Origin of the sequence: Streptomyces sp. NBC_00104 (genome assembly GCF_045160825.1) — a bacterium.
In the GTDB taxonomy this organism is placed as follows: Bacteria; Actinomycetota; Actinomycetes; order Streptomycetales; family Streptomycetaceae; genus Streptomyces.
In genome coordinates this window covers 1,617,486-1,637,539 of the sequence record NZ_CP108215.1, presented here as the reverse complement: position 1 = coordinate 1,637,539, position 20,054 = coordinate 1,617,486, and the positions used below count along the sequence as shown (strand labels likewise).

Here is a 20,054-nt window from a genome sequence, read left to right as displayed (position 1 = left end):
CCGATCACGGGGTGGCGAACACGCCGATGCCGTTCGGTACGGCCCGTTCGGCGCCGTCGCTCGGATGGTTCCGTACGGTGACGGCGCTCGCTCCGGGGGCGCGGGCGACCAGGGTGGACGAGCCGCCGCCGTCGAGGCTGAACGCGTCGACGGATCCCAACCCCCGCATGGTGGCGGCGACTTCGGCGATGGTGAGCCCGGTGCGGTAGGCGGCGGCGCCGTCCAGGGCGAGGAGCAGGAGACGGTGGCCGCCGTCGGCGACGCCCGCGGCGGTGCGTACCGCCGAGGTCGTGTCGTCGAGGCCGGGGAGCGGCACGCCGCCCCGTAGGACCGGGTAGCCGCCGAGCGCGAAGGCGTACGGGGTTCCGGTCGAGGCGACGAGGCGGTGGCGTACCTCCACCGGATCGCCGGGGGAGAGCTTGCGCAACTGCTGGGCGCCCGCCTCGCGGCCGACGAGCACGGTGGCTCCGGCCTCGATGGCGCCGCTGCCGGGGGTGCCGGCCGAGCCGACCACGTGGCCGTTCGCGACCAGCACCTCGTGGGTGTCGGTGCTGCACGGGGCCGCCCGGTCGGTGTCCGTGCCGCAGACGGCCCGCATCCGGGAGACCTCGCCCCAGTCCGAGGTGAACGCTCCGACGGAACCGACCGGCAGGGCGTACTGGTTGAGGCCGCGGAGCGGGAGATCGCCCCCGGTGGTGGTGACGGAACCGTCGAGGGCGATGCTGTCGAGACGGGCCGTGCCGTCGGTCGTGACGCCGAGCACGTCCTTGGTGCCCGTACCGGGCGGCAGGGCCGGGCCGAAGCGCTGGCCCCTCGGCACGGCCGCCTTGAGCGCGTGCCCGCCGGCGATCGCGGGGCCGACCGGCGCTCCGGTGGCCGCGACACCGGGGTGCTGGGTCTCGGTGTTGTTGAAGAAGTCGCCGTTGACCCCGGCCACGGCACCCGCCGAGCCGGCCAGCCGGGACACGGTCGCCCGCGCGGCCACCTTCCCCGGGTACAGCAGTCCGACGCCCACCTGGGTGCTGCGCAGGTCGACGCTCAGTACATGGGCGTGCGTCACGCCCTTGGCCGCCTGGATGTCGAACTGGCGGTACTCGATGCCCGGCGCGATGACCACGGCCCCGGACGCGCCACTGGCCGGTGCCGCCCCCACGAGGGCCGCGCCGGCCAGCACACTCCACGCCGAGAGAACCGTCAGTACCGTTCGGAACCGCCCGCCACGACGTGTCACGGTGCCCCCTGATGTCTCGTCAACTGTCCCAGGACTCAGAGGAAGTGCACCAGACGACTACCGGCCGGGCGGTCGCCCGGCCTCGACGACGCGGGAACGGATGAGAAAACGCACTCCTTCGGGTGCCTCCAGCGAGAAACCGCTGCCTCGGCCCGGTACGACGTCGACGATCAGCCGGGTGTGACTCCACACCTCGTACTGGTTGCGGGACATCCAGAACCCGACTGCTTCGTCGACCCCGTCGACGGTCAGCTCCGCGAGGAGGACGTCCGAGTCTCCCGTTCGGAACTCACCGTCCGGGTAGCACATGGGGGCGCTGCCGTCGCAGCAGCCGCCCGACTGGTGGAACATCAACGGGCCGTGGGCCGCCCGCAGCCGCCGGACGAGATCGGCGGCCGCGGGGGTCAGTTCTACGCGCGGGACGACATCCATGGCCGTAGTGGACGCCTCGGCAGGTTGCGAGGACGTTGCGTGCCCCGAATCCGACGGTCAGCTCTCGGGCCGACCGACGGCGCGGTTGCGGCGGCGCAGCAGGAGGAGGCCGCCCGCGAGGGCCGCGACTCCGCCGGCGGCGGTCCAGGCCGGGAGGTCGGTGGTGCCCGTCGCGGCCAGGTCCTCGTCCCGGCCGCCCTGGGCGCTCGCGGAGGAGGACGACGCGCCCTTCTTCGAGGTGGCTCCCGAGCCGGTGTCCGAGCCCGACGCGGCCGTGGCCGCCGACGGTGCCGCGCCCGCCTCGGCGGCCGTCGCCCTGTCGCGGGTGAAGGCGAGGGTGCCGAAGCCCAGCTGGTCGTAGCCGCCGCTGTTGGGGCCGTAGTCGCCGCCACCGCCCTCGGGTGCCGCCTTGGCCGCGATGCGGGTGAGGTAGGAGGCGTCGAGGCGCCGGCGCCTGGTGTAGTGGTTGGCGATCATCGCCCAGATCGGGCGGGTCATGTTCGGGTCGACGCCGGCCGCGTCGGACGCGGTCTCCCTGCCGGACCAGCCGTTGATCGCGCCCTTCGCACGGGTGTTGGCGGTGTAGGCCACCGCGCCGCCCAGGCTCCACTTGGCCACGTACTGGGCGCCCTTGAGGAAGCGGTTGTCGTCGTAGCCGTACAGGTCGATGCCCTGGTTCCAGGCCATCTCGCAGAACGTGCCCATGAGGCCGACGCCCAGCAGTGCGTGACCCTGGTCGCGGCCTGCCTCCAGCCACTCGCCGAGGCCGTCGTCGTGGACGACCGGGATGGCCTTCTTGACGGCGCCGAGACCCTCGCCGTTCTTGAAGTAGTCCACCGCGCGGGCGACTTGGGCCTTGTCGTCGCAGAAGACGCCGGTGGCCAGGACGCACGCCATGTTGGCGAGGTCCCAGTTGGGCCAGTAGTTCGTGACGACGGCGCCGTTGTGCTTGGCCAGGAAGTCGTCGCTGAGCGGGGCGAAGACCTCGCTCAGCATGGTCTTGAAGCGGTCCAGCTCGAAGTCGTCGCGGTCGCGGACGAGTTCGGCGGCGTTGGCGAACTGGTAGCCGTACAGGCCGGCTGCGAGGAACCGGTCGGCGCTGCCCTGCACGCTGGTCAGCGTCCCCGACCAGGCGTTGAGGATCCGCACGGCGGTGTCGGCGTGCGCGGTCTCGCCGGTGATGTGCCAGCGCAGGGCGTTCTGGTAGGCGGCGTGGATGTCCTTGTAGAGCGCGGCGTAGTTCTGCGGGGAGCCCCCGCCCCGGTAGACCGTGGCGGCGGGGCGGGGTGTCCAGGAGCTCTGCGCGTGGGGGTTGGCGGTCAGCTTCGCGAAGCCCGCCGTGTAGGGCGCGGCGCCCGCCTTCACCTTGGACGCCATACGGGCCAGGTCGGCCTCGGTGTGGAGCAGACCGGGGTGCGCGAAGGCCTCGCCCGCCGCCGAGGCCGGCGTCGCCGCCAGGCCCGTGCCGAATCCCAGGCCCGCCGCGCCCGTGGCGATACCGGCGATCTTCAACGTGCTCCGACGGCTGATCTGTGCTGTCACGTGGGGGTCCTCGGGTCTCGGGTACGGGTCGCAGCTCGTGCCCGCGTCGGCCCGCGCGGGCGGCTGCGAACAGGAGACGCACCGGCCCCCGGGGAGATAACAGAAAACAGAAAGGGGGGCGGTGCGTCTCCGTGCGGAATCAGGCGTCAGGCGTCAGGTGCCCGGTGTCCAGCCGCCCAGCCAGTCCGCGACCTCCTGGTCGGCGGCCTGGGCGTCCGTCAGCTGCGGACGGTTGCTGCTCGCGCTGCCCGATCCGGCGCCGGTGTTCTTGTACTCGGCGAAGCGGTCGTCCTTCCAGGAGAAACCGCCCATGTCGGACCAGGGTGTGGTCTTGATCGCGGCGCTGAGGGTGGAGTTGCGGACCGTGGTCTGCGGGTCGACGGTGGTGTCCCCGCCGGGGTGCCAGTTGCGGCCGAGGAAGAAGCTGGCGGCGGAGACGTCGCCGTTGACGGTGGTGCGGTTGATCAGGATGCCCTTGTGGTTCGCGGCCGTGCTGGGCGCGGTGACGTATCCGGCGGAGGTGCCGTTCCAGCGCTTCTTCAGGGTGATGATCGACTTGTCGACCACCACGGTCGCCCGGCCGAAGATGAAGTCGACGTTGCCCATGACGTAGGAGTTGGTGACGTAGACCCGGCCGACCTTGTCCTTGGCGGCCGTCTCCAGCTCCAGGGTGTCCTGGTCGCCGTCGACGATGACCCCGTCGAGGACGATCCGGTCGGCCTGCGTCAGCAGCGCGACCGCCTGGTGTCCGGAGAGGGACTGGTTCGCCGCCTCGTCGAAGTCGTTGGTGACGGTCAGGTTGCGGACCTGGGAGTCGTCGGACTGGATGGACATGGTCGCGCTGCCCGGGGTGCCGTAGGTGCCGGAGCCGTCCGGCTTCTGCATCCCGGCCGCGTTGCCGTACACGATCGTCGTGTCCTTGCGGCTGCCGCCCGAGCCCTGGATGGTGACGTGCGGCTTGTTGGAGGGAACCTTGACGACCTCACGGTACGTGCCGGGTTTGACGGAGATCACCACGCGCGAGGCGTTGTTCGCGGGCACCGCGTCGACGGCCTTCTGCACGCTCGTGTACTGACCGCTGCCGTCCTTGGCGACGGTGAGCGTGGTGGCCGCGGCGGCCTTGGCCGTCGCCGTCGTACCGATCGAACTCCTCGGCCCCGTACCGGACTTGAGGAGGGCGGGCACGTCGGCCGTCTTGTCGAGGGTGTACGGGTAGTACGTCTTCGGGTCGAAGGCCGTGCCGCCGCTCTCGTTGCGGCCGGAGGTACCGGAGAAGACGTTGCCGCGCTGGACCAGGGCGGCCGTGGAGTCCTTGGTGACGGGGTTCCTCATGCCCTGGAAGTAGCTGTTCTCCAGGACCATCTTGGTGTTGCCGCGCGCGTAGTTGCCGTACGAGGAGGTGATGTCCGTGCCGGACACGTCCTCCAGGAAGTTGTTGTACAGGTGCGCGTGGGCGACGTTGTCGGTGGACGGGTTGCGCTGCTCGGTCTCGCGGAACCAGTTGTGGTGGATCGTCAGATCGGCGGTGGTGTTGGTGGTCCAGCCGATGCCGAAGGTCTTGTTGTTCTGGCTCAGCCTGTTCCAGGACACCGTGACGTAGGTGGTGTCCTTGCGGCTGTCGATCAGGCCGTCCGCCATGTGCCGCAGGTCGTTGTGGTCGATCCAGACGTGGTGGGCCCCGTCCATCTGGATCGCGTCGAAGTCGTGGTCCTTGTCGTTCCAGGTGCCCTGGTAGGAGTCACGGATCGTCAGGTTGCGGATGATGACGTTGTGGACGCCCGAGCCGAGGAAGAAGCCGCCGCCCACGATGTGCCCCGAGGTCCCGGAGCCGACGATCGTCTTGTCCGAGGCGACCTTGATCTCCTTGCCCACCGGGTTCATGGTGATCGTCGCGGCCACGACGATGACGTACGGCTCGGCGGCGGTCGCGTACTTCTCCAGGTCGGCGAGGGTCTTCACGGTGACCGTCTTGCCGTCCCGGCCGCCGTAGGTCCCGTTCTGGCCGAGCGCGTTGACCGAGGCGAAGCCGTCGGCGGACTCGGCGGCCCAGGACGCGGTGGCGGCCGCGGCCCGGGGCTGGGCGTCCTCGCCGAACACGCCGAAGACCGTGCCGTAGGCCATGGCCGAGGCGGCGGCCAGGGCCAGGGGGACACCGGCCACGAGGGCGGTCTTCCTTCTGCGGTGGCGGGCCTTGCCGTGGTTCTCGCTCACGCGTCGATTCCGTTCCGTGCGGGGGATGGTGGTCGTCAGCCGAGCAGTCGCCGCCGGACGGGGAGAGGTTGCCGCCTTCGGGTGCGAATTTCGGCCAGACGACCGGAACTTCGGACCGGGTCCGGAAATGACCGAGAACCGACCCCCGCGAGCGGGGTGGAACGGTCCAGGTTCCTCGCGCGGGGCCGACGGCGGCCGTTGACACGTGTGCGCTGGTCAGAACCTGGCCGTCACAGCAATACATCGATTCCGATGTTCACTTGACTACCGGGCGTCACACGCGATTGGCTCCGCCCAGCGAAAGTCAGCCAGTCACCGCACGTCATCGCGGTGATGGCGGCGACCTCGCTCTCCCCTACGTCCCACCCCGGTCGCACAGCGAGGTGCCGCGCCCCATGAACCCCCCCTCCGCGTCCCGCAGGATCCTCACCGCCTTCCGCGCCACGGCGCTCGCCGCCGCCGTCGGCCTGACCGTCGCCGGCTGCTCGGTGTTCGGTGGGTCGGAGGCCGATTCGGACACGGACACGTCGGGGGCCTCGGGCTACGGGATGAGGATCGCGCTGATCACGCACAGCGCCGAGGGGGACGCCTTCTGGGATCTGGTCCGCAAGGGCGCGGAGGTCGCGGCCGCGAAGGACGGCATCGAGCTGACCTTCGTCAGCGACCCCGACGCCGCGGGGCAGGCGAAGCTGGTGCGGGACGCGATCGCCGACAAGGTCGACGGCATCGCGGTGACCCTGGCCAAACCGCAGGCGATGCGCGGCGCGGTCGCCGAGGCCCGCGCCGCGGGCATACCCGTGGTGGGCCTCAACTCCGGCATCGACGCCTGGCAGGCGCAGGGTCTGCTGGGCTTCTTCGGCCAGGACGAGAGCGTCGCCGGCCGGGCGCTCGGCGACGAACTCGACGCCCGCGCAGCCAAGCACGCCCTCTGCGTCATCCACGAGCGCGGCAACGTCGCCGTGGAGGCCCGCTGCGCCGGTGTGCGCAAGACCTTCGGCGGACAGACCGAGAACCTCTATGTGGACGGCACCGACATGGATTCGGTGACCGGCTCGATCGCCGCGAAGCTCCGCCAGGACCCGACCATCGACGAGGTCGTCACGCTCGGGGCGCAGTTCGCGCTCGCAGCCGTGAACTCGGTGGACGACGCGGGCAGCAAGGCCGAGGTCGCCACGTTCGACCTCAACGAGGACCTGGTCGAGGCGGTGAAGAGCGGCGACATCCAGTTCGCGGTGGACCAGCAGCCGTACCTCCAGGGCTACCTCGCGGTCGACGGGCTCTGGCTCTACGAGACCAACGGCAACATCAGCGGCGGCGGCGTCGAACCCGTGCTCACCGGCCCCGCGTTCGTGACCAAGAGGAACGTCGCCGGGATCGCCAAGTTCGCGGCCAACGGGACCCGTTGACGTGGGGTGCCCGGACTCCCGCGAGACCTTCGTCGGGCCGAGGCCTCCGGGCCGCCGCGCACGGACAAACGGAACCTTCCGTTCGGGCATGACCGCACCCCGGAACCCAAGCATCCGGAACGGTCGTGTAACGGCGACGCCAAACTTCCTACCACCCCTGCGACGTGCGCTCACTTGTACGGATAGCATCCTGCGCATCCCCTGTGCGCCGTACTGACAGGTGTCCACCCCCATCCCCGGACCTCTGTCGCCCCGCCCGCCCGATCCCTTCCGCTCCCCGCCAACCGCCCAAGGACGACGATGCCCTCACGGACCGGCGCCCGGCGCCGTCTCGGCTCCATACGTCTCTCGCTGATCCTCCTGGCCCTGATCCCCAGCGTCACGCTGGCCGCGAGCTGGGGTGTGACGACGACCCAGATGTTCTCGGAGGGACTGAGGCTGCGGTCGCAGACCGGACTGAGCAAGTCCACCGGCGCCATGGGAACCGAGGCGACCCTCGCCCTGCAGCGCGAGCGTGCCCTGTCGGCCGCCTACATGGCGGCCCCCGGCAGCTCCATGGACGCCCTGGCGCAGCAGCGCCGGGAGACCGACAAGGCGGTCGCCCAACTGGACCGCCGTGCGAGCGAGATCGAGGACGCCCCCGACCGCATCGGCGATCAGCTGTACTCGGTCATGGGCGCGTCGAACAGCCTGGAGTACTACCGCGACCAGGTGGACAACCCCACCGACATCACGCCCGAGCAGGCCCTGGACCACTACAGCTCGATCATCGACGGCCAGATCCACGCCTTCCAGCAGCTCACGCAGGTCGACGACGGCGACCTCACCTCGCAGGCCGGTCCTCTCGTCACGCTCTCACAGGCCGCGGAGCTGGTCTCCCAGGAGGACGCCCTGCTCACCCTCAACTGGCCGTCGGGACACTTCGACGAACCGACCCGGGAGCGCTTCACCCAGGTGGTCAGCGCCCGGCGCTGGCTCGTCGACAACCAGCTCGTGCCCTCGATCGAGGGAGAGGTGAAGATCGCCGTCGAACGGATCGTCCAGGGCCGGGACTGGCGGGCGCTGCAGGCCGCGGAGGACCAGGTCATCGCGGCCCGCACCACGGGCACCGGAGGCTCCCGCAAGACCCCACTGCCGGACGTCCAGAAGAGCTGGGACGCCGCGATGGCGAAGCTGTCGGTCCAGTACGAGCAGTTGATCCGGGAGCAGACCCGGGGGCTGCTGGAACGCAGTGGTGAGGAGGCACGCGGGCTGCTGATCACTGCGGGCTCGCTGAGCGCCGGCGGTCTCGCCGCGCTGCTGGTGTGCGTCGTGATGTCCTGGCGCATCACCCGCTCCCTGTCCCGCCGGCTCACCGGCCTGCGCACGGCCACCCTCAGCCTCGCCGAGGAGCGGCTGCCCGACATCGTCGCCCGCCTCGACCGGGGCGAGAAGGTCGACGTGGACGCCGCCGCGGCCCCGCTGGACTACGGCACCGACGAACTCGGCCAGGTCGCCAAGGCGTTCAACGCCGCCCAGCGCACCGCCGTGCACACCGCCGTCGAGCTCGCCGACACCCGGCGCGGCTTCCAGCGCGTCATCCTCGGCATCGCCCGGCAGAGCCAGAACCTGGTCAACCTCCAGCTCGCCAAGCTCGACAAGCTGGAGCGCCAGCACCAGGACCCGGAGATCCTCAAGGGCCTGTACGAGCTGGACTCCACCGCGAGCCAGCTGCGCCGCTACGAGGAGAACCTGGTCATCATCAGCGGCGAGCGGCCCGGCCGCAGCTGGACCGAACCGGTCGCGCTGATCGACATCCTGCGCAGCGCCGTCGGTGAGGTCGCCGAGTACCAGCGGGTGGAGGTGCACACCGAGGACGACGTGTGGATCGCCCCGCCCGCCGTGGCCGACGTCATCCACCTCCTCGCCGAGCTCATCGACAACGCGACCACGTACTCACCCGCGCCGAGCCCGGTGAGCGTCCGCGCCGCGATCGTCGCCAAGGGACTCGCCCTCGAAGTGGAGGACCGGGGGCTCGGCATGTCGGAGGAGGACTACGCCGCGTTCAACGCCCAGCTGGCGGTGCCCCCACAGTTCGACGTGGTCGCGCTCGCCGACGACCTCCGGCTCGGCATGTTCGTCATCGCCCGCCTCGCCACCCGGCACGGCATCACCGTCACCCTGCGCGCCTCGCCGTACGGCGGCACCACCGCCATCGTGCTGATCCCGGACGAGACCGTGGTCCGCGAGGCCCCCGCCCCCGGCGAGGACGGCACCGACACGGCCGAACCGCCGTCCCGTACCTCGCTCGTGGCCGCACGGGTCGCCGCCGCGGCGGAGTCGGAGCCCGAACCCGTACGGCGGGACCCGGACCGTACGCCTGAGGAACGGCCCACCGCGCACGCGCGGACCGCCGACGCCGCCGAGGACGCCGACGGCGACGGGACACGGCCGGCCGCCGCCGGGAAGCCTTTGGCCGGGAAGCCTCTGGCCGGGAAGGAGGGCGAACTGATGCCGTTGCCCCGCCGGATCCCGCAGACCAGTCTGGCGGCCGAGCTGATGGAGGAGGCGGAGCCCTGCCCCGACGGCGACACCGACGACTTCACGGCCGAGCGCGCGGCCTCCTCACTCGCCGGTTTCCAGCGCGGAACCCTGCAGGCACGTGACGGCGACGCGGAACCCGAGTACGCACCAGGGGAGGAATCCACATCCGAAGACCCAGGAGACCGGATCACCGCCTCCGGCACCTGACGTCCCATCGACTCCCCACGCAGCCCGCTCATTGAAGGACACACAGATGACACGCCCCATCCCCGCCACGCACAGCCAGCTCGACCAGCTGCTCACCGGACTGGTGGACCGGGTCGCCGAGGTCGACCACGCCGTCGTGCTCTCCGAGGACGGACTGGTCGTCAGCAAGTCCACCGCGTTCCTGCGCGACGACGCCGAGCGGCTGGCGGCGACCGCCTCGGGCCTGATGAGCCTCAGCAAGGGCGTCAGCATGGACTTCCGCGGCGGACCCGTGCGCCAGTTGCTCATCGAGATGGGCAACGCCTTCCTGATCCTCACCAACGCCGGACCCGGCGCCAACCTCGCCGTGCTGACCCGGCAGGGCGCCGACGTCGGCGTGGTCGCGTACCAGATGAACATGCTGGTGAAGAAGATCGGCGAGCACCTCAGCGCGGCCCCACGCGCGGGTGTCGTCGCGGCCGACAGCGGCGAGTGAGGTGAACGGAGGCGACGCGGCGGGCCGGCTGGTTCGCCCGTTCACCCTGACGGGCGGCCGGACCCGGCCCGCCCGCGGCGACTTCACCCTCATCACCATGGTGACGGCCGTGGACCCGCAGCCGGTCGGCGGCACCCGTCCGCAGCCGGAGCACGCGCGGATCCTCAGGCTGTGCGCGAAGCCGATCGTGGTGGCGGAGCTGGCCAGCAAACTCGACCTGCCGGTGAGCGTGGTCGCCATCATGCTCTGCGACCTGCTGGAAGCGGGCCGGATCGGCGTGCGCCAGCCGCGGCTGATCTCCCGCGCCCCCGACCTGGACCTGCTGAAGAAAGTGAGGGACGGCCTTGGCAGGCTCTGACCCCACCCCCCAGGGGATTTCGGCTCCCGACACGGTGAAGATCCTCGTCGCCGGCGGATTCGGCGTCGGAAAGACGACCATGGTCGGGTCGGTCAGCGAGATCGTCCCGCTGCGCACCGAGGAACCCCTGACCACCGCCGGTCTCGGTGTCGACGACCTCGACGGCATCCCGGAGAAGCACGCCACCACGGTGGCCCTCGACTTCGGCCGGATCAGCATCGGCCAGGACCTCGTGCTCTATCTGTTCGGCACGCCCGGACAGCAACGGTTCTGGTTCATGTGGAACGACCTCGCGATCGGCGCCCTCGGCGCGGTGGTCCTCGTCGACGTGCGCCGCCCCGAGTCCAGCTTCGCCGCCATCGACTTCTTCGAACGCCGCAAGATCCCGTTCGTCATCGGCGTGAACGGCTTCCACGGCGAACACCCCTACGAGCCCGACGTGATCCGCGAGTCCCTGGCCCTGCCGGAGCACACCCCGGTACTGCTCTTCGACGCCCGCGAACGCACGTCGTGCCGTGACGTCCTCATCGCGCTCCTGGACCAGCTGATCGCCGCGTCGGCCCGCTGACGCAGGGGCGGCGCCGCCGTCGAGGCCGACGCCGCAGCCCTACGGCCGGACCTCCTCGCGCACGAGGCCGGCCACGTGGTCGGTGATCGTGTCGAGGATGTCCGTCCAGGCCGCGTCGTCGCCCAGGACAAGGAAGTTGAGGGTGAGACCGTCCGTCATGGCGGCCAGATAGCGGGCCAGTACCGGGACGGGCACGGTCAGTTCGAACTCCATGGACTGCCGCAGCTGCTCGATCAGTTCGGCGTAGGTGGCGCGGTACATCTCGTACTGCGCCCGCGCCAGATGCTCGAACCCGGGCTCCCGCAGGGCGTACTGGGTCAGCTCGTAGGTGAGCATGTGCTCGCCCGGGTGGAGGGACACATGGTCCCAGTACGCCTGGAAACCGGCCCGGACGGTCTCCCTGAGCGTCTCCCGGGGCCGGATCGCCTCCCGCACCAGCGTCACGTAGTGCCCGGTGATGGTGGTGATGACGGACTCGATCAGCTCCTGCTTCGACTCGAAGCAGTAGTGGAAGACGCTCAGTGACACGCCCGCCTCGGCCGCGATGGACCGGGTCGTCGTCCTGGGGACGCCGTCCCGGGTCATCGCGCGGATCGCCGCCTCGGTGAGCTGTCTGCGCCGCTCGGCCGACGGCAAGCGTGCCATGTGGATCCCTTTCCCCCGTGGTGTGCGGTCAGCCGCTGTAGACGCCGACCTCGTAGAGGGAGTAACCCCAGTCCGTGCCGCGGTCGGTTCCCAGCATCCGAACATATCTGGCCGTCACACCGGAGAACTTGGCCGTGTCCAGACCGCCGTCACCGGCGGTCGTGGACCACACGGTCTTCCAGGTCGAGCCGTCGGTGGAGACGTCGATCTGGTACGCCCTGCCGTAGGCCCGCTCCCAGTCGAGGGTGACCTTCTTGATCGTGTGCGAGGTGCCGAGGTCCACCTTCCACCACTGGGAGTCGCTCCAGTCGCTCGCCCAGCGGGTGCCGCCGTCACCGTCCACGGCCCGGCCGGGCTGGTAGCTGGTGACCGGGTTCGACTCCGACGCACTGGCCGTCGCCGTCCTGCCCTTGGCGAGGTTCACACCCGCCTGGTGGCCCTCGGAGGAGCCCCAGGTGTCGAGGTAGGACTCGGCGCCCTTGAAGAGGTCGTCCACGACCCCCTGGCCGCCGACGAGCCGGATGTCCTCGATCCAGTCGGGGACCATGCCGACATGGGCCGCGCCGTCGGTGTTGTAGTCGAAGGTGCGCGAACCGGTGGTCTGCCTGTCGATCGTGGAGCCGCCGTCGACGCTCTTGAAGGGGTACTTCACCGGGTTCGAGGTGGTCGCGCCGCGCGGGGCGGGGTGATCGCCGATCCCGTTGAAGTCGGTGCCGTAGCCGTAGCCCACGTTGTACTTGGTCCGCAGGGCGTCGGTGCGCCCGGCCTCCTCGCTGAACTCCTCGGAGCCGTGCATGTACTGGGCGACGAAGCCGCCGAGGGAGTAGACCCGCTCGGTCCAGTTCAGGTCCATCCAGCTGTGCGAGGACAGGACGCCCGGGTACGACGCGGCCTCGAACATGTCCAGGACCTGGCCGGTGGCCTTGACGCTCATGTGGTCGATCTCGAGCATCATCTTGCGCTTCATCATGCCCTGCACGGCGTACTCACCGAGATCGGTCAGCCCCCGTACGTTGCACTGCGCATCCGCGTCGTACTCCGGCACCTCGGTGCCCGCCGGCAGGTCCTCCTCGGCCTCCGTCGACGCGCCGCCGATCGGGTTGTCCTTCTGCGGGCCCTTGCACTTCTCCGTCTGCCAGAAGGTGCCGGTCGACAGGAACTGACCGACGTTGATCGCCGTACCGAGACCGTGCTCGTCGAAGCGGACACCGCACAGCGCGTTGTCGAACTTGTGGCACAGGAACATGCTGCGCACACCCAGGTCGTACAGCTCGTCGAGGCCCTTGTCGATGTCCTCCTTGCCGCACTGCGCGATGTCGAGGATCTGCTTGCAGCCGAACGGCTCGGAGGTCTCCACGCCCAGCACCACGGCGAGCTTGCCCTGCGCGATGACGGAGCGGGCCTGCGCGCTGTCGGTGACGATCCGGAACCAGCCCTTGCCGGTGCCGCCGTACTGCGCGTCGATGTAGTCCTGCAGGGCGTACGTCAGCTTCGCCTGCAGCCGGATCGAGGTCATCTCGTCGCAACTGCGGTCCTTGAACGGGTAGATCGAGCAGATCATCCCGTTGGTGACCAGGTCGTTGACCAGCACCCGCTGACCGCCGCGCCAGGCGCGCTCGATCCAGGCGTAGTAGTTGGCCTGGTGGGTCATCGAGTCGTAGGCCGGCCAGTCCTTGAACGTCGGGTAGCCGACCGGGTCGTGCTTGCCGTCGCCGCCGTGGGTGATGTAGTCGAACAGCGCGAGGCTGCCGTCGGGGTAGTGCTCGGGACAGTCCTTCAGCGCGTCGGCGATGCCGGACGTGGAGAAGACCTTGCCGCAGATGAGCCGGCCGCCGAACGCCTCGTTGGAGAACAGGTGGTTGTGGGCGTCGACGAACCCGCGCACATCGCCCGCCGAGGTCGTCCCCTTGAACGGCTCGCCCGTCACGTTGATCTGGGAGTCGGGCGAGGGCCGGGAGGTGGGCAGCCACCAGTCGGCGGTGGCGGCCGAACTGGACGACGGGCTGAGCAGCATGCCCATCGTGGTGAGGAACAGCGCCAGCACCATGAGGGGTTTGCGTCTGCGGTGGGCGCGCGGAGTCCTGGTCATCACTCACGTCCTCGGTCGGGGGGATGCGCGGTCGATCGGCCAGACCGTTCCGGGACGCGTTGAACACCCACGACGCCATAGTCCGATTGTCATGGCTGGCACAAGCGATGTGACGAGAATCGCCACTGAGGTGATCCGAGTCAATAGTCCGGGACGGTTGACCTGATGCCACGTGTGGCGGTAGGGCTGGAAGACGTCCCGTCACATGCCGCTGGAGGGACGGTGGTTGTCCGACCCGCCGCCTCGACCGACCGGTATGTACGTCACGAAAGCGTGCGTACCGACTGGCGGATCACCAGCTGTGTGCTCAGCACCACGTGGTCGTCGCCGCCGAGGCGCTCCTCCCGCTCCAGCGCCAACCGGACCGCCGTGCGCCCCAGATCCTCGTACGGCACCCGCACCGTGGTCAGTGCGGGGGAGAGGTCGGCGGCGAACGGGACGTCGTCGAAGCCGACCAGGGAGACGTCGCCCGGGACGTCGAGTCCGGCCTCGCGCAGCGCGGCCAGCGCCCCCGTGGCCACCATGTCGGTGCCCGCGAAGACGGCCGTGAAATCGAGGCCGGCGGCCAGCGCCTCCCGGGTGCGCTGATAGCCCGAGACCCGGGTGTACGGGCCGGGCAGCTCCAACTCCTCCGCGTGCGCCACCCCATGGGCGCGCAGGGCGTGCAGGAAGCCGTCCCGGCGCTGGTCGGAGGTGCTGAGGCCGGGGACCCCGCCCAGGAAGAGGACGCGCCGGTGCCCGGCGGTCAGCAGATGGTCGGCGGCCTGGAAGGCGCCGCCCCGGTTGTCGTACTGCACCACCGTGACCGGCAGATCGCCGGGCAGCGGCGGGCGGCCCACCAGCACCAGCCGGGAGCCCGCCGCGTCCAGCGCCGTCGCGTACTCGGCCATCCGCCGCCGGTACGCCTCGTCCTGCGTGGCACCGCCGACGAGGAGGACCGCGGCCGCGTGCTGCTCGCGCATCAGCTGCACCAGGTCGTCCTCGCGGGCCGCGTCGTCGTGCGTGGCGCACACCAGGCTCAGCCGGCCCCGGTCGGCGGCAGCCTGCTCCACCCCCGCCGCTACATGGGCGAGGGAGGGGCCGGTGATGTCCTTGATGACCAGGGCGACGGGGCCGGCGACCCGGCCGGAGAGCGCCTTGGCGTGCACGTTCACCACGTAGTGCAGTGACTCGACCGCCGCCATGACCCGGGCCCTGGTCTCCGTGGACACCGGGTAGTTGCCGGCGAGCGTGCGGGAAACGGTTGCTACGGACACCCCGGCTTGCGCGGCGACGTCCCGAATCGTGCTCGGCCGCTCGCCGCCCGAGGTGCTGCTCCGCCGACGCCTGGCCCTACCGGGCTCGGGGCTGCTCCGGCGACCGTTTTCATTGACCGTCACGGTTCGACGTTACTGCATGGTCGGGGGCGAGCGGCCCAGGGTTCGGGAACCAGGCGCCCTCTGTCGCGGTAAGCGTTTACTGTCGCCGCACCGCCCTTGCGCTGCCGTACCGCCGGATCAGGACGACGAGTCGCCCGCCGAGACCGTGGCCGCCGCTGTGCCGGTGGTGCCGGTGCCCTCGTCGGGGCTGGTGGCGGGCCCGGGTACGGCAGGGAGCGGGGCCGGGGTGCGGCGGCGGCCGGCCAGGCGGCAGCCGAGGCAGCCCACGTGGCCGCCGCGTGCGGAGCGGTCGCGGACCCGGGGGCTCCACTGGTCGCGGGGGCGGGGGCCCGGCGGCTTGCCCCAGCCGGCGAGGTGCAGGCCCCAGGTGACCAGGAGTGCCAGGACCGAGAGGGCGATACCCAGGGCGAACCCCGGGGTCCAGCCGCAGACGGCCAGGCCGAGTGCCGCCGACCCTGCGGTGCCGATGGCGGTGCCGGTCCAGCCGGCGACGGTGTGGCCGTCATCGTGAAGACTCACGTGTCTGCTCCCCTCGCGCGCCGGGTCGTACCACGGCACGCCGCGGCCACGCCCACGGCGCCGGACTATGATGTCTTAGCGAGTAAGGAATTTAGCCTGGCCCGGAGGTGAAATCAATGGAGCCCGAACGCGGCCCCTCCGTTCCGGACGCGATCGCTGCCATGGACGGCCTGATCGCGACGATGATCGTCGGCCAGCAGGAGTTCGCCCGGAACCTCGGGCTGAGCGTGACGGACCTCGTCTGCTTCGCGTACGTCCTGGAGGCGGGGGATACTCCGGTCACCGCCGGTGATCTGGCCGGGCGGGCGCATGTCACCACGGGGGCGGTGACCGGTGTCCTCAACCGCCTGGAGCGCGGCGGGTTCGTGACCCGGGAGCCGGATCCGGCCGACCGTCGACGGGTCCGCGTGGTCGCGGTCCCGGACGCCGCCGAGCGGGTGGTGGCCGTCTACGGCCCGTTCTACGCCCGCCTCGCCGAGCTCTTCGCCGGGTACTCGGCCGATGAACTGGCCCTGCTCACCGACTGGTTCACGCGTGCGGGAGAGGTGGCGCGCGGGTACCTGGACGAGTCCTGCTAGGAGCGGAGGGGGCGGGGAGGGGCGCGGTGAGGACGGGTCGCGTGGTGAGGAGCGGACGGGAGTGGTGCAGGCGTGGCGAGGACAGTCGCGTCGTCGAGCACGAGTCGCGGTCGAGGGTGTCGTGGGTCTGGTCGGTGGGGATGTCCTCCCGGTGCTGAGCGTCGCGGCGGCCACCACGTGCCTGGCCGCAGTCCGTCCGCCGGGATGTGGCCTTCCAGGCTCGCCGCAAGGTGGCCGACGGCGAAAGGCGTCACCGTTTGCGACGCGTTCGACTTCCGACGAGTTCGACGACCCGGGCGGCGGGGGCTGGGCGCGGAGGTTTCCTCGCCGTCGCCTCCGTACGCCGCCGCTCCGTGTCCGGCGTCCTTGACGGTCGGCATGGGGGCCGGGGCCGAGTAGGTCTACCCGGTGGCCCCCGCTGACCGCCTATCTGCGCGAGCTCCGAGCTTGCCCTTTCACCTCCGTCTGACGATCTTTCGGGTCGACGCGGTGCGGGAAGCTCGCCGATGCAGCAGCGCTCCCGATCACGCGGAAGGCGAGAGCTGTTCGCGTACCCATTCAGGATCGGGGTTGGTGTGCGGCCGGCCCGCCACGACGACGGTCGGCACGGTCTCGTTGCCATCGTTGGCTGCCCTCGCCGCTGCCGCTCCAGCCGGGTCACGCCAGATGTTGACCCAATGCAACTGGCGGGCGTTGCGGCCCAACCGGATGCGCAGGCGGAGGCAGTATGTGCAGCCTGACCGCCAGTAGACGACCGGCCGGCCGTCGACCGCGCTGCGGCGCTGTGCTTCCAGCGCGCCAATCGATCTCGGGAAGACCAGAGGCGAGTTCACGCCTGCGATCAGCACAAACAGCAGCAGAAGTGCCGCGGCTTCACCGGGGCTCCCGCTGAAGACCAGGCCGGTCGCAATGACTGAACCGCAGAGCACCAGCAGTACCGGCAGGATCCAAGTGCGCGTCATGATGACGCAGGCTATCGATGAGTCGACATGCTCCTCGAACTAGGCCTGCCAGGTCGCTCACTTGGGCGTTCATCGGACGCTTGGCAGACACCATGAGGTATTCTGGACGACCTGTTCGACTGCCTGCCCGTGGGCGAGGACGCGCTGTTCGAGTTGGCGGACGCGTTGCTGCTCCGGGGCGGACTGGGCGCGCTCGGCTCGACTATGGAGACTTTCCCGCCGCGGTGAATGCCGCCCTCGGTCCGTCCGGCGCGCGTTTCGGATCAGGGCTGTGATGACCGGGACGGGCCACGGCCCCGTCACGACAGTGGTGCCGTAGAGCCCCTGATCACCACCTTGCAGGGGAGGGTGTCGACCCCGGTGCGGGGGGTTCCGGCGATCGCGGCGAAGAGGGCGTGGGCGGCGACCCGGCCGACCTGTTCGAGGTTCATGTCGACGCTGGTCAGGGGCGGGCGGGAGCCGGCGGTCATGATCTGCCAGTTGTCGAAGCCCATGACGGCGATGTCGTCGGGGACCCGGTGGCCGCGCTCGCGGAGGACCTCCATGACGCCCCGGGCGATCTGGTCGCTGCCGCACAGGACGGCGTCGATGTCGGGGTGGCGGTCCAGGAGCATGGCGGTGGCGGCCCGCCCCCAGCCCTCCGACCAGGCCCCGAACCGCGGTTCGCCGATGAGGGCGAGTCCGGCGTCGGCGAGCGCGGCCCGCGCACCCTCGGCCCGGTCCTGTGCCGCGAGGTAGCCGGGGTCGCCGGTGATGTGGGCGATCCGGGTACGGCCACAGGCGAGGAGGTGGTCCACGGCGAGCCGGCCGGCACCGACGCTGTCCGGGACGACGGAGAAGTCCTCCGGGGCGTCGGAGGGGGCGTAGGCGTAGACGACCGGGACGGGGAGCTCGCGGCCCAGGGAGGGGCGCGGGTCGGTGCGGCTGCCGACCACGATGAGACCGTCGACGCGGCGGCCCAACAGGGCCCGCAGATGGTGCTGTTCACGGATCGCGTCGCCGCGCGCGTCGCACAGGAAGACCGCGACCTCGCCCGCGCCGAAGGCGTCCTCGGCGCCCATCAGGATGGGTATGCCGAATCTGCCCTCCAGGTCGCTGGTGATCAGCCCGACGGTGCCGGTGCGCCCGGCGAGCAGACCGCGCGCCACCTGGTTGGGGCGGAACGACAGCCGCTCGGCGGCCTCGACGACCCGTTGCCTGGTCTCCGCGCGGACCTGGCTGCGGCCGTTGAGGGCCTTGGACGCCGTCGCGATCGAGACGCCCGCCAGCCGGGCGACGTCGCCGAGCGTGGCGGGCTGCGAACGAGAGGGGCCGGTGGCCTGTGCCATTCAGATCTCCTTCGATACGTCGACACCCAGCGGGAACGTCCCTGGAAGAAGGAGGGGCAGGCGTGATCCGCGCGTACGAATTCCTCCTGCGCCGCACCGCCCGTCAGACGGCCGCGCTGGGCGACATGCTGCGTGACCACTGCTCGCTGTACAACGGCGCGCTTCAGGAGCGCCGGGACGCCTACCGGCACAGCTCGAAGACCACCGTCCGCTACGGCGACCGGTCCGCCCAGCTCAAGGACATCCGGGCGTTCGATGCGGAGCGCCAGGGGCGTTGGTCGTCCTCCTCCCAGCAGGCCACGCTGCGCCGCTTGGACAAGGCCTTCCAGGCGTTCTTCCGTCGTGTGAGGAACGGCGAGACGCCGGGCTACCCCAGGTTCAAGGGCGTCGGGCACTTCGACACCGTCGTCTTCCCCAAGGACGGCGACGGCTGCCGCTGGGACTCGACCCCAGACGACTCGCAGACCCGCGTCCGCCTCCAGGGCGTCGGGCACGTCCGCGTGCACCAGCACCGGCCCGTCAAGGGCCGGGTGAAGACGATCGCGGTCAAGCGCGAGGGGAACCGCTGGTACGTGGTCCTCTCCTGCGACGGCGTCCCCGCCGAGCCCCTCCCTCCGACGGGCGCGGTGGTCGGCATCGACATGGGTGTCACGCACTTCCTGACCACCTCGGACGGCGAACACGTCGCCAACCCGCGCTTCCTCGACGCGATGGCCGCTGAACTGGCCGAAGCGCAGGGGCATCTCGCTACGTTCCCCAAGCGGACCCGGCAGCGCACCAGGCGCCACCGCGCCGCGGCCCGGAAAGTCGCCAAGCCGCACGCGAAGATCCGTCGCCGGCGTGCCGACTTCCACCACAAGACGGCCCGCGCTCTGGTACAGGCCTACGACGCGGTCGCGCACGAGCGTCTGAACACGGCGGGGATGACCCGCACACCCGAGCCCAAGCCCGACCACGCAGGCGGCGGTGCTTTCCTTCCGAACGGCGCCGCAGCCAAGGCGGGGCTCAACCGCAGTATCCTCGAAGCGGGTTGGACGCGGTTCCTCCAGATCCTGGCGAACAAGGCTGAGAGCGCCGGTCGCCTCGTGGTTCCGGTGGACGCGCGCAACGCCTCCCGCACGTGCCCCACATGCGGGCACGCCGCGAAGGAGAACCGCGCCACCCAAGCGAAGTTCGCATGCGTCAGATGCGGGTTCACCGCGAACGCGGACCACGTCGGCGCGACGAACGTCCTCAACAGGGCCGGGCTGGTCCTCTGCGACGTGGCCTAGCCACCGACACAGGAAGCCCGCGCGTTTACGTGTGGGTGGAGTCACGGGTGATCTCCTGTCTCGCCACGCGTGCCGATCTCACCGAGGACGGCACGCCCCACGCGGAACCCTACGACCTTACGCGAAGCTTTTCGGTCACGATGCTGTCATGGGTTTCTGTGTGCCGCCGACAACCGCTCCCTGTAAGGGGATTGACGGGTATTCGGGTGCGGCCTAGCGTCTCAGAAAGCCTTTTCGGTTCCTTTCGTTCCCACGTAGTTTCTTTCGTTTCCGCTCGTTTCCGACACTCGGTTCAGTGCCACCACAGCCATCGTCCCGGCCGGCGGGCCC

At 70.5% G+C, this 20,054-nt stretch carries 17 protein-coding genes; 7 read left to right on the top strand and 10 right to left on the bottom strand.

What is annotated here, in order from left to right; genetic code table 11:
- Positions 1-4: 4 nt before the first annotated feature.
- The 4 genes from OG272_RS06980 to OG272_RS06965 form a co-directional block, all read right to left on the bottom strand.
- Positions 5-1,231 (bottom strand): phosphodiester glycosidase family protein, encoded by a 1,227-nt coding sequence (locus OG272_RS06980; RefSeq protein ID WP_405892885.1) that lies wholly within the window; start codon positions 1,229-1,231, stop codon positions 5-7.
- A gap of 57 nt (positions 1,232-1,288) precedes the next feature.
- Positions 1,289-1,663, bottom strand: coding sequence for a DUF779 domain-containing protein (locus OG272_RS06975; RefSeq protein ID WP_326584377.1), 375 nt, complete (start codon positions 1,661-1,663; stop codon positions 1,289-1,291).
- Positions 1,664-1,720: 57 nt separating this feature from the next.
- Positions 1,721-3,205: an alginate lyase family protein gene (locus OG272_RS06970; RefSeq protein ID WP_405892883.1), complete on the bottom strand. Its 1,485-nt coding sequence runs from the start codon at positions 3,203-3,205 to the stop codon at positions 1,721-1,723.
- A gap of 153 nt (positions 3,206-3,358) precedes the next feature.
- Positions 3,359-5,416 (bottom strand): pectinesterase family protein, encoded by a 2,058-nt coding sequence (locus OG272_RS06965; protein WP_327730774.1) that lies wholly within the window; start codon positions 5,414-5,416, stop codon positions 3,359-3,361.
- Between the two features lie 395 nt (positions 5,417-5,811).
- Between OG272_RS06965 and OG272_RS06960 the strand changes: the two genes are divergently transcribed.
- The 5 genes from OG272_RS06960 to OG272_RS06940 all read left to right on the top strand — a co-directional run bounded on the left by OG272_RS06960 (position 5,812) and on the right by OG272_RS06940 (position 10,953).
- A complete protein-coding gene (locus OG272_RS06960; RefSeq protein ID WP_327730775.1) occupies positions 5,812-6,822 on the top strand; it encodes a substrate-binding domain-containing protein in 1,011 nt (336 codons plus the stop codon).
- Between the two features lie 300 nt (positions 6,823-7,122).
- Positions 7,123-9,552: a nitrate- and nitrite sensing domain-containing protein gene (locus tag OG272_RS06955; RefSeq protein ID WP_327730776.1), complete on the top strand. Its 2,430-nt coding sequence runs from the start codon at positions 7,123-7,125 to the stop codon at positions 9,550-9,552.
- Between the two features lie 46 nt (positions 9,553-9,598).
- Positions 9,599-10,027: a roadblock/LC7 domain-containing protein gene (locus OG272_RS06950; RefSeq protein WP_020114533.1), complete on the top strand. Its 429-nt coding sequence runs from the start codon at positions 9,599-9,601 to the stop codon at positions 10,025-10,027.
- A 1-nt stretch (position 10,028) separates the two neighbouring features.
- Entirely contained in the window at positions 10,029-10,385 is a 357-nt protein-coding gene (locus tag OG272_RS06945; RefSeq protein WP_326584382.1) for a DUF742 domain-containing protein, read from the top strand.
- Positions 10,372-10,953, top strand: a complete 582-nt coding sequence (locus OG272_RS06940) for an ATP/GTP-binding protein (protein ID WP_326584383.1) — start codon at positions 10,372-10,374, stop codon at positions 10,951-10,953. Before OG272_RS06945 ends, OG272_RS06940 begins: the two co-directional genes overlap by 14 nt.
- Before the next feature lie 39 nt (positions 10,954-10,992).
- On the opposite strand, the gene OG272_RS06935 is transcribed toward OG272_RS06940, so the two are convergent.
- From OG272_RS06935 to OG272_RS06920, 4 genes are all read right to left on the bottom strand, one after another.
- The gene (locus OG272_RS06935; protein ID WP_328222555.1) at positions 10,993-11,598 is read right to left on the bottom strand and encodes a TetR family transcriptional regulator C-terminal domain-containing protein; all 606 of its coding nucleotides are present in this window, start codon (positions 11,596-11,598) and stop codon (positions 10,993-10,995) included.
- Between the two features lie 28 nt (positions 11,599-11,626).
- Positions 11,627-13,687, bottom strand: a complete 2,061-nt coding sequence (locus OG272_RS06930; RefSeq protein ID WP_327730777.1) for a discoidin domain-containing protein — start codon at positions 13,685-13,687, stop codon at positions 11,627-11,629.
- Positions 13,688-13,950: 263 nt separating this feature from the next.
- Positions 13,951-15,066: a LacI family DNA-binding transcriptional regulator gene (locus OG272_RS06925; RefSeq protein WP_328507680.1), complete on the bottom strand. Its 1,116-nt coding sequence runs from the start codon at positions 15,064-15,066 to the stop codon at positions 13,951-13,953.
- A 117-nt stretch (positions 15,067-15,183) separates the two neighbouring features.
- Positions 15,184-15,585 (bottom strand): HGxxPAAW family protein, encoded by a 402-nt coding sequence (locus tag OG272_RS06920; protein WP_405892878.1) that lies wholly within the window; start codon positions 15,583-15,585, stop codon positions 15,184-15,186.
- A 116-nt stretch (positions 15,586-15,701) separates the two neighbouring features.
- On the opposite strand from OG272_RS06920, the gene OG272_RS06915 reads away from it, so the two are divergent.
- Positions 15,702-16,163 (top strand): MarR family transcriptional regulator, encoded by a 462-nt coding sequence (locus tag OG272_RS06915; protein ID WP_326584387.1) that lies wholly within the window; start codon positions 15,702-15,704, stop codon positions 16,161-16,163.
- Between the two features lie 524 nt (positions 16,164-16,687).
- On the opposite strand, the gene OG272_RS06910 is transcribed toward OG272_RS06915, so the two are convergent.
- Both OG272_RS06910 and OG272_RS06905 read right to left on the bottom strand, forming a co-directional pair.
- Positions 16,688-17,125, bottom strand: coding sequence for a glutaredoxin domain-containing protein (locus OG272_RS06910; RefSeq protein ID WP_327730779.1), 438 nt, complete (start codon positions 17,123-17,125; stop codon positions 16,688-16,690).
- Positions 17,126-17,424: 299 nt separating this feature from the next.
- Positions 17,425-18,453 (bottom strand): LacI family DNA-binding transcriptional regulator, encoded by a 1,029-nt coding sequence (locus OG272_RS06905; protein WP_327730780.1) that lies wholly within the window; start codon positions 18,451-18,453, stop codon positions 17,425-17,427.
- 62 nt (positions 18,454-18,515) lie between these two features.
- Between OG272_RS06905 and OG272_RS06900 the strand changes: the two genes are divergently transcribed.
- Positions 18,516-19,724, top strand: coding sequence for an RNA-guided endonuclease InsQ/TnpB family protein (locus OG272_RS06900; RefSeq protein ID WP_405892876.1), 1,209 nt, complete (start codon positions 18,516-18,518; stop codon positions 19,722-19,724).
- Positions 19,725-20,054: the final 330 nt, after the last annotated feature.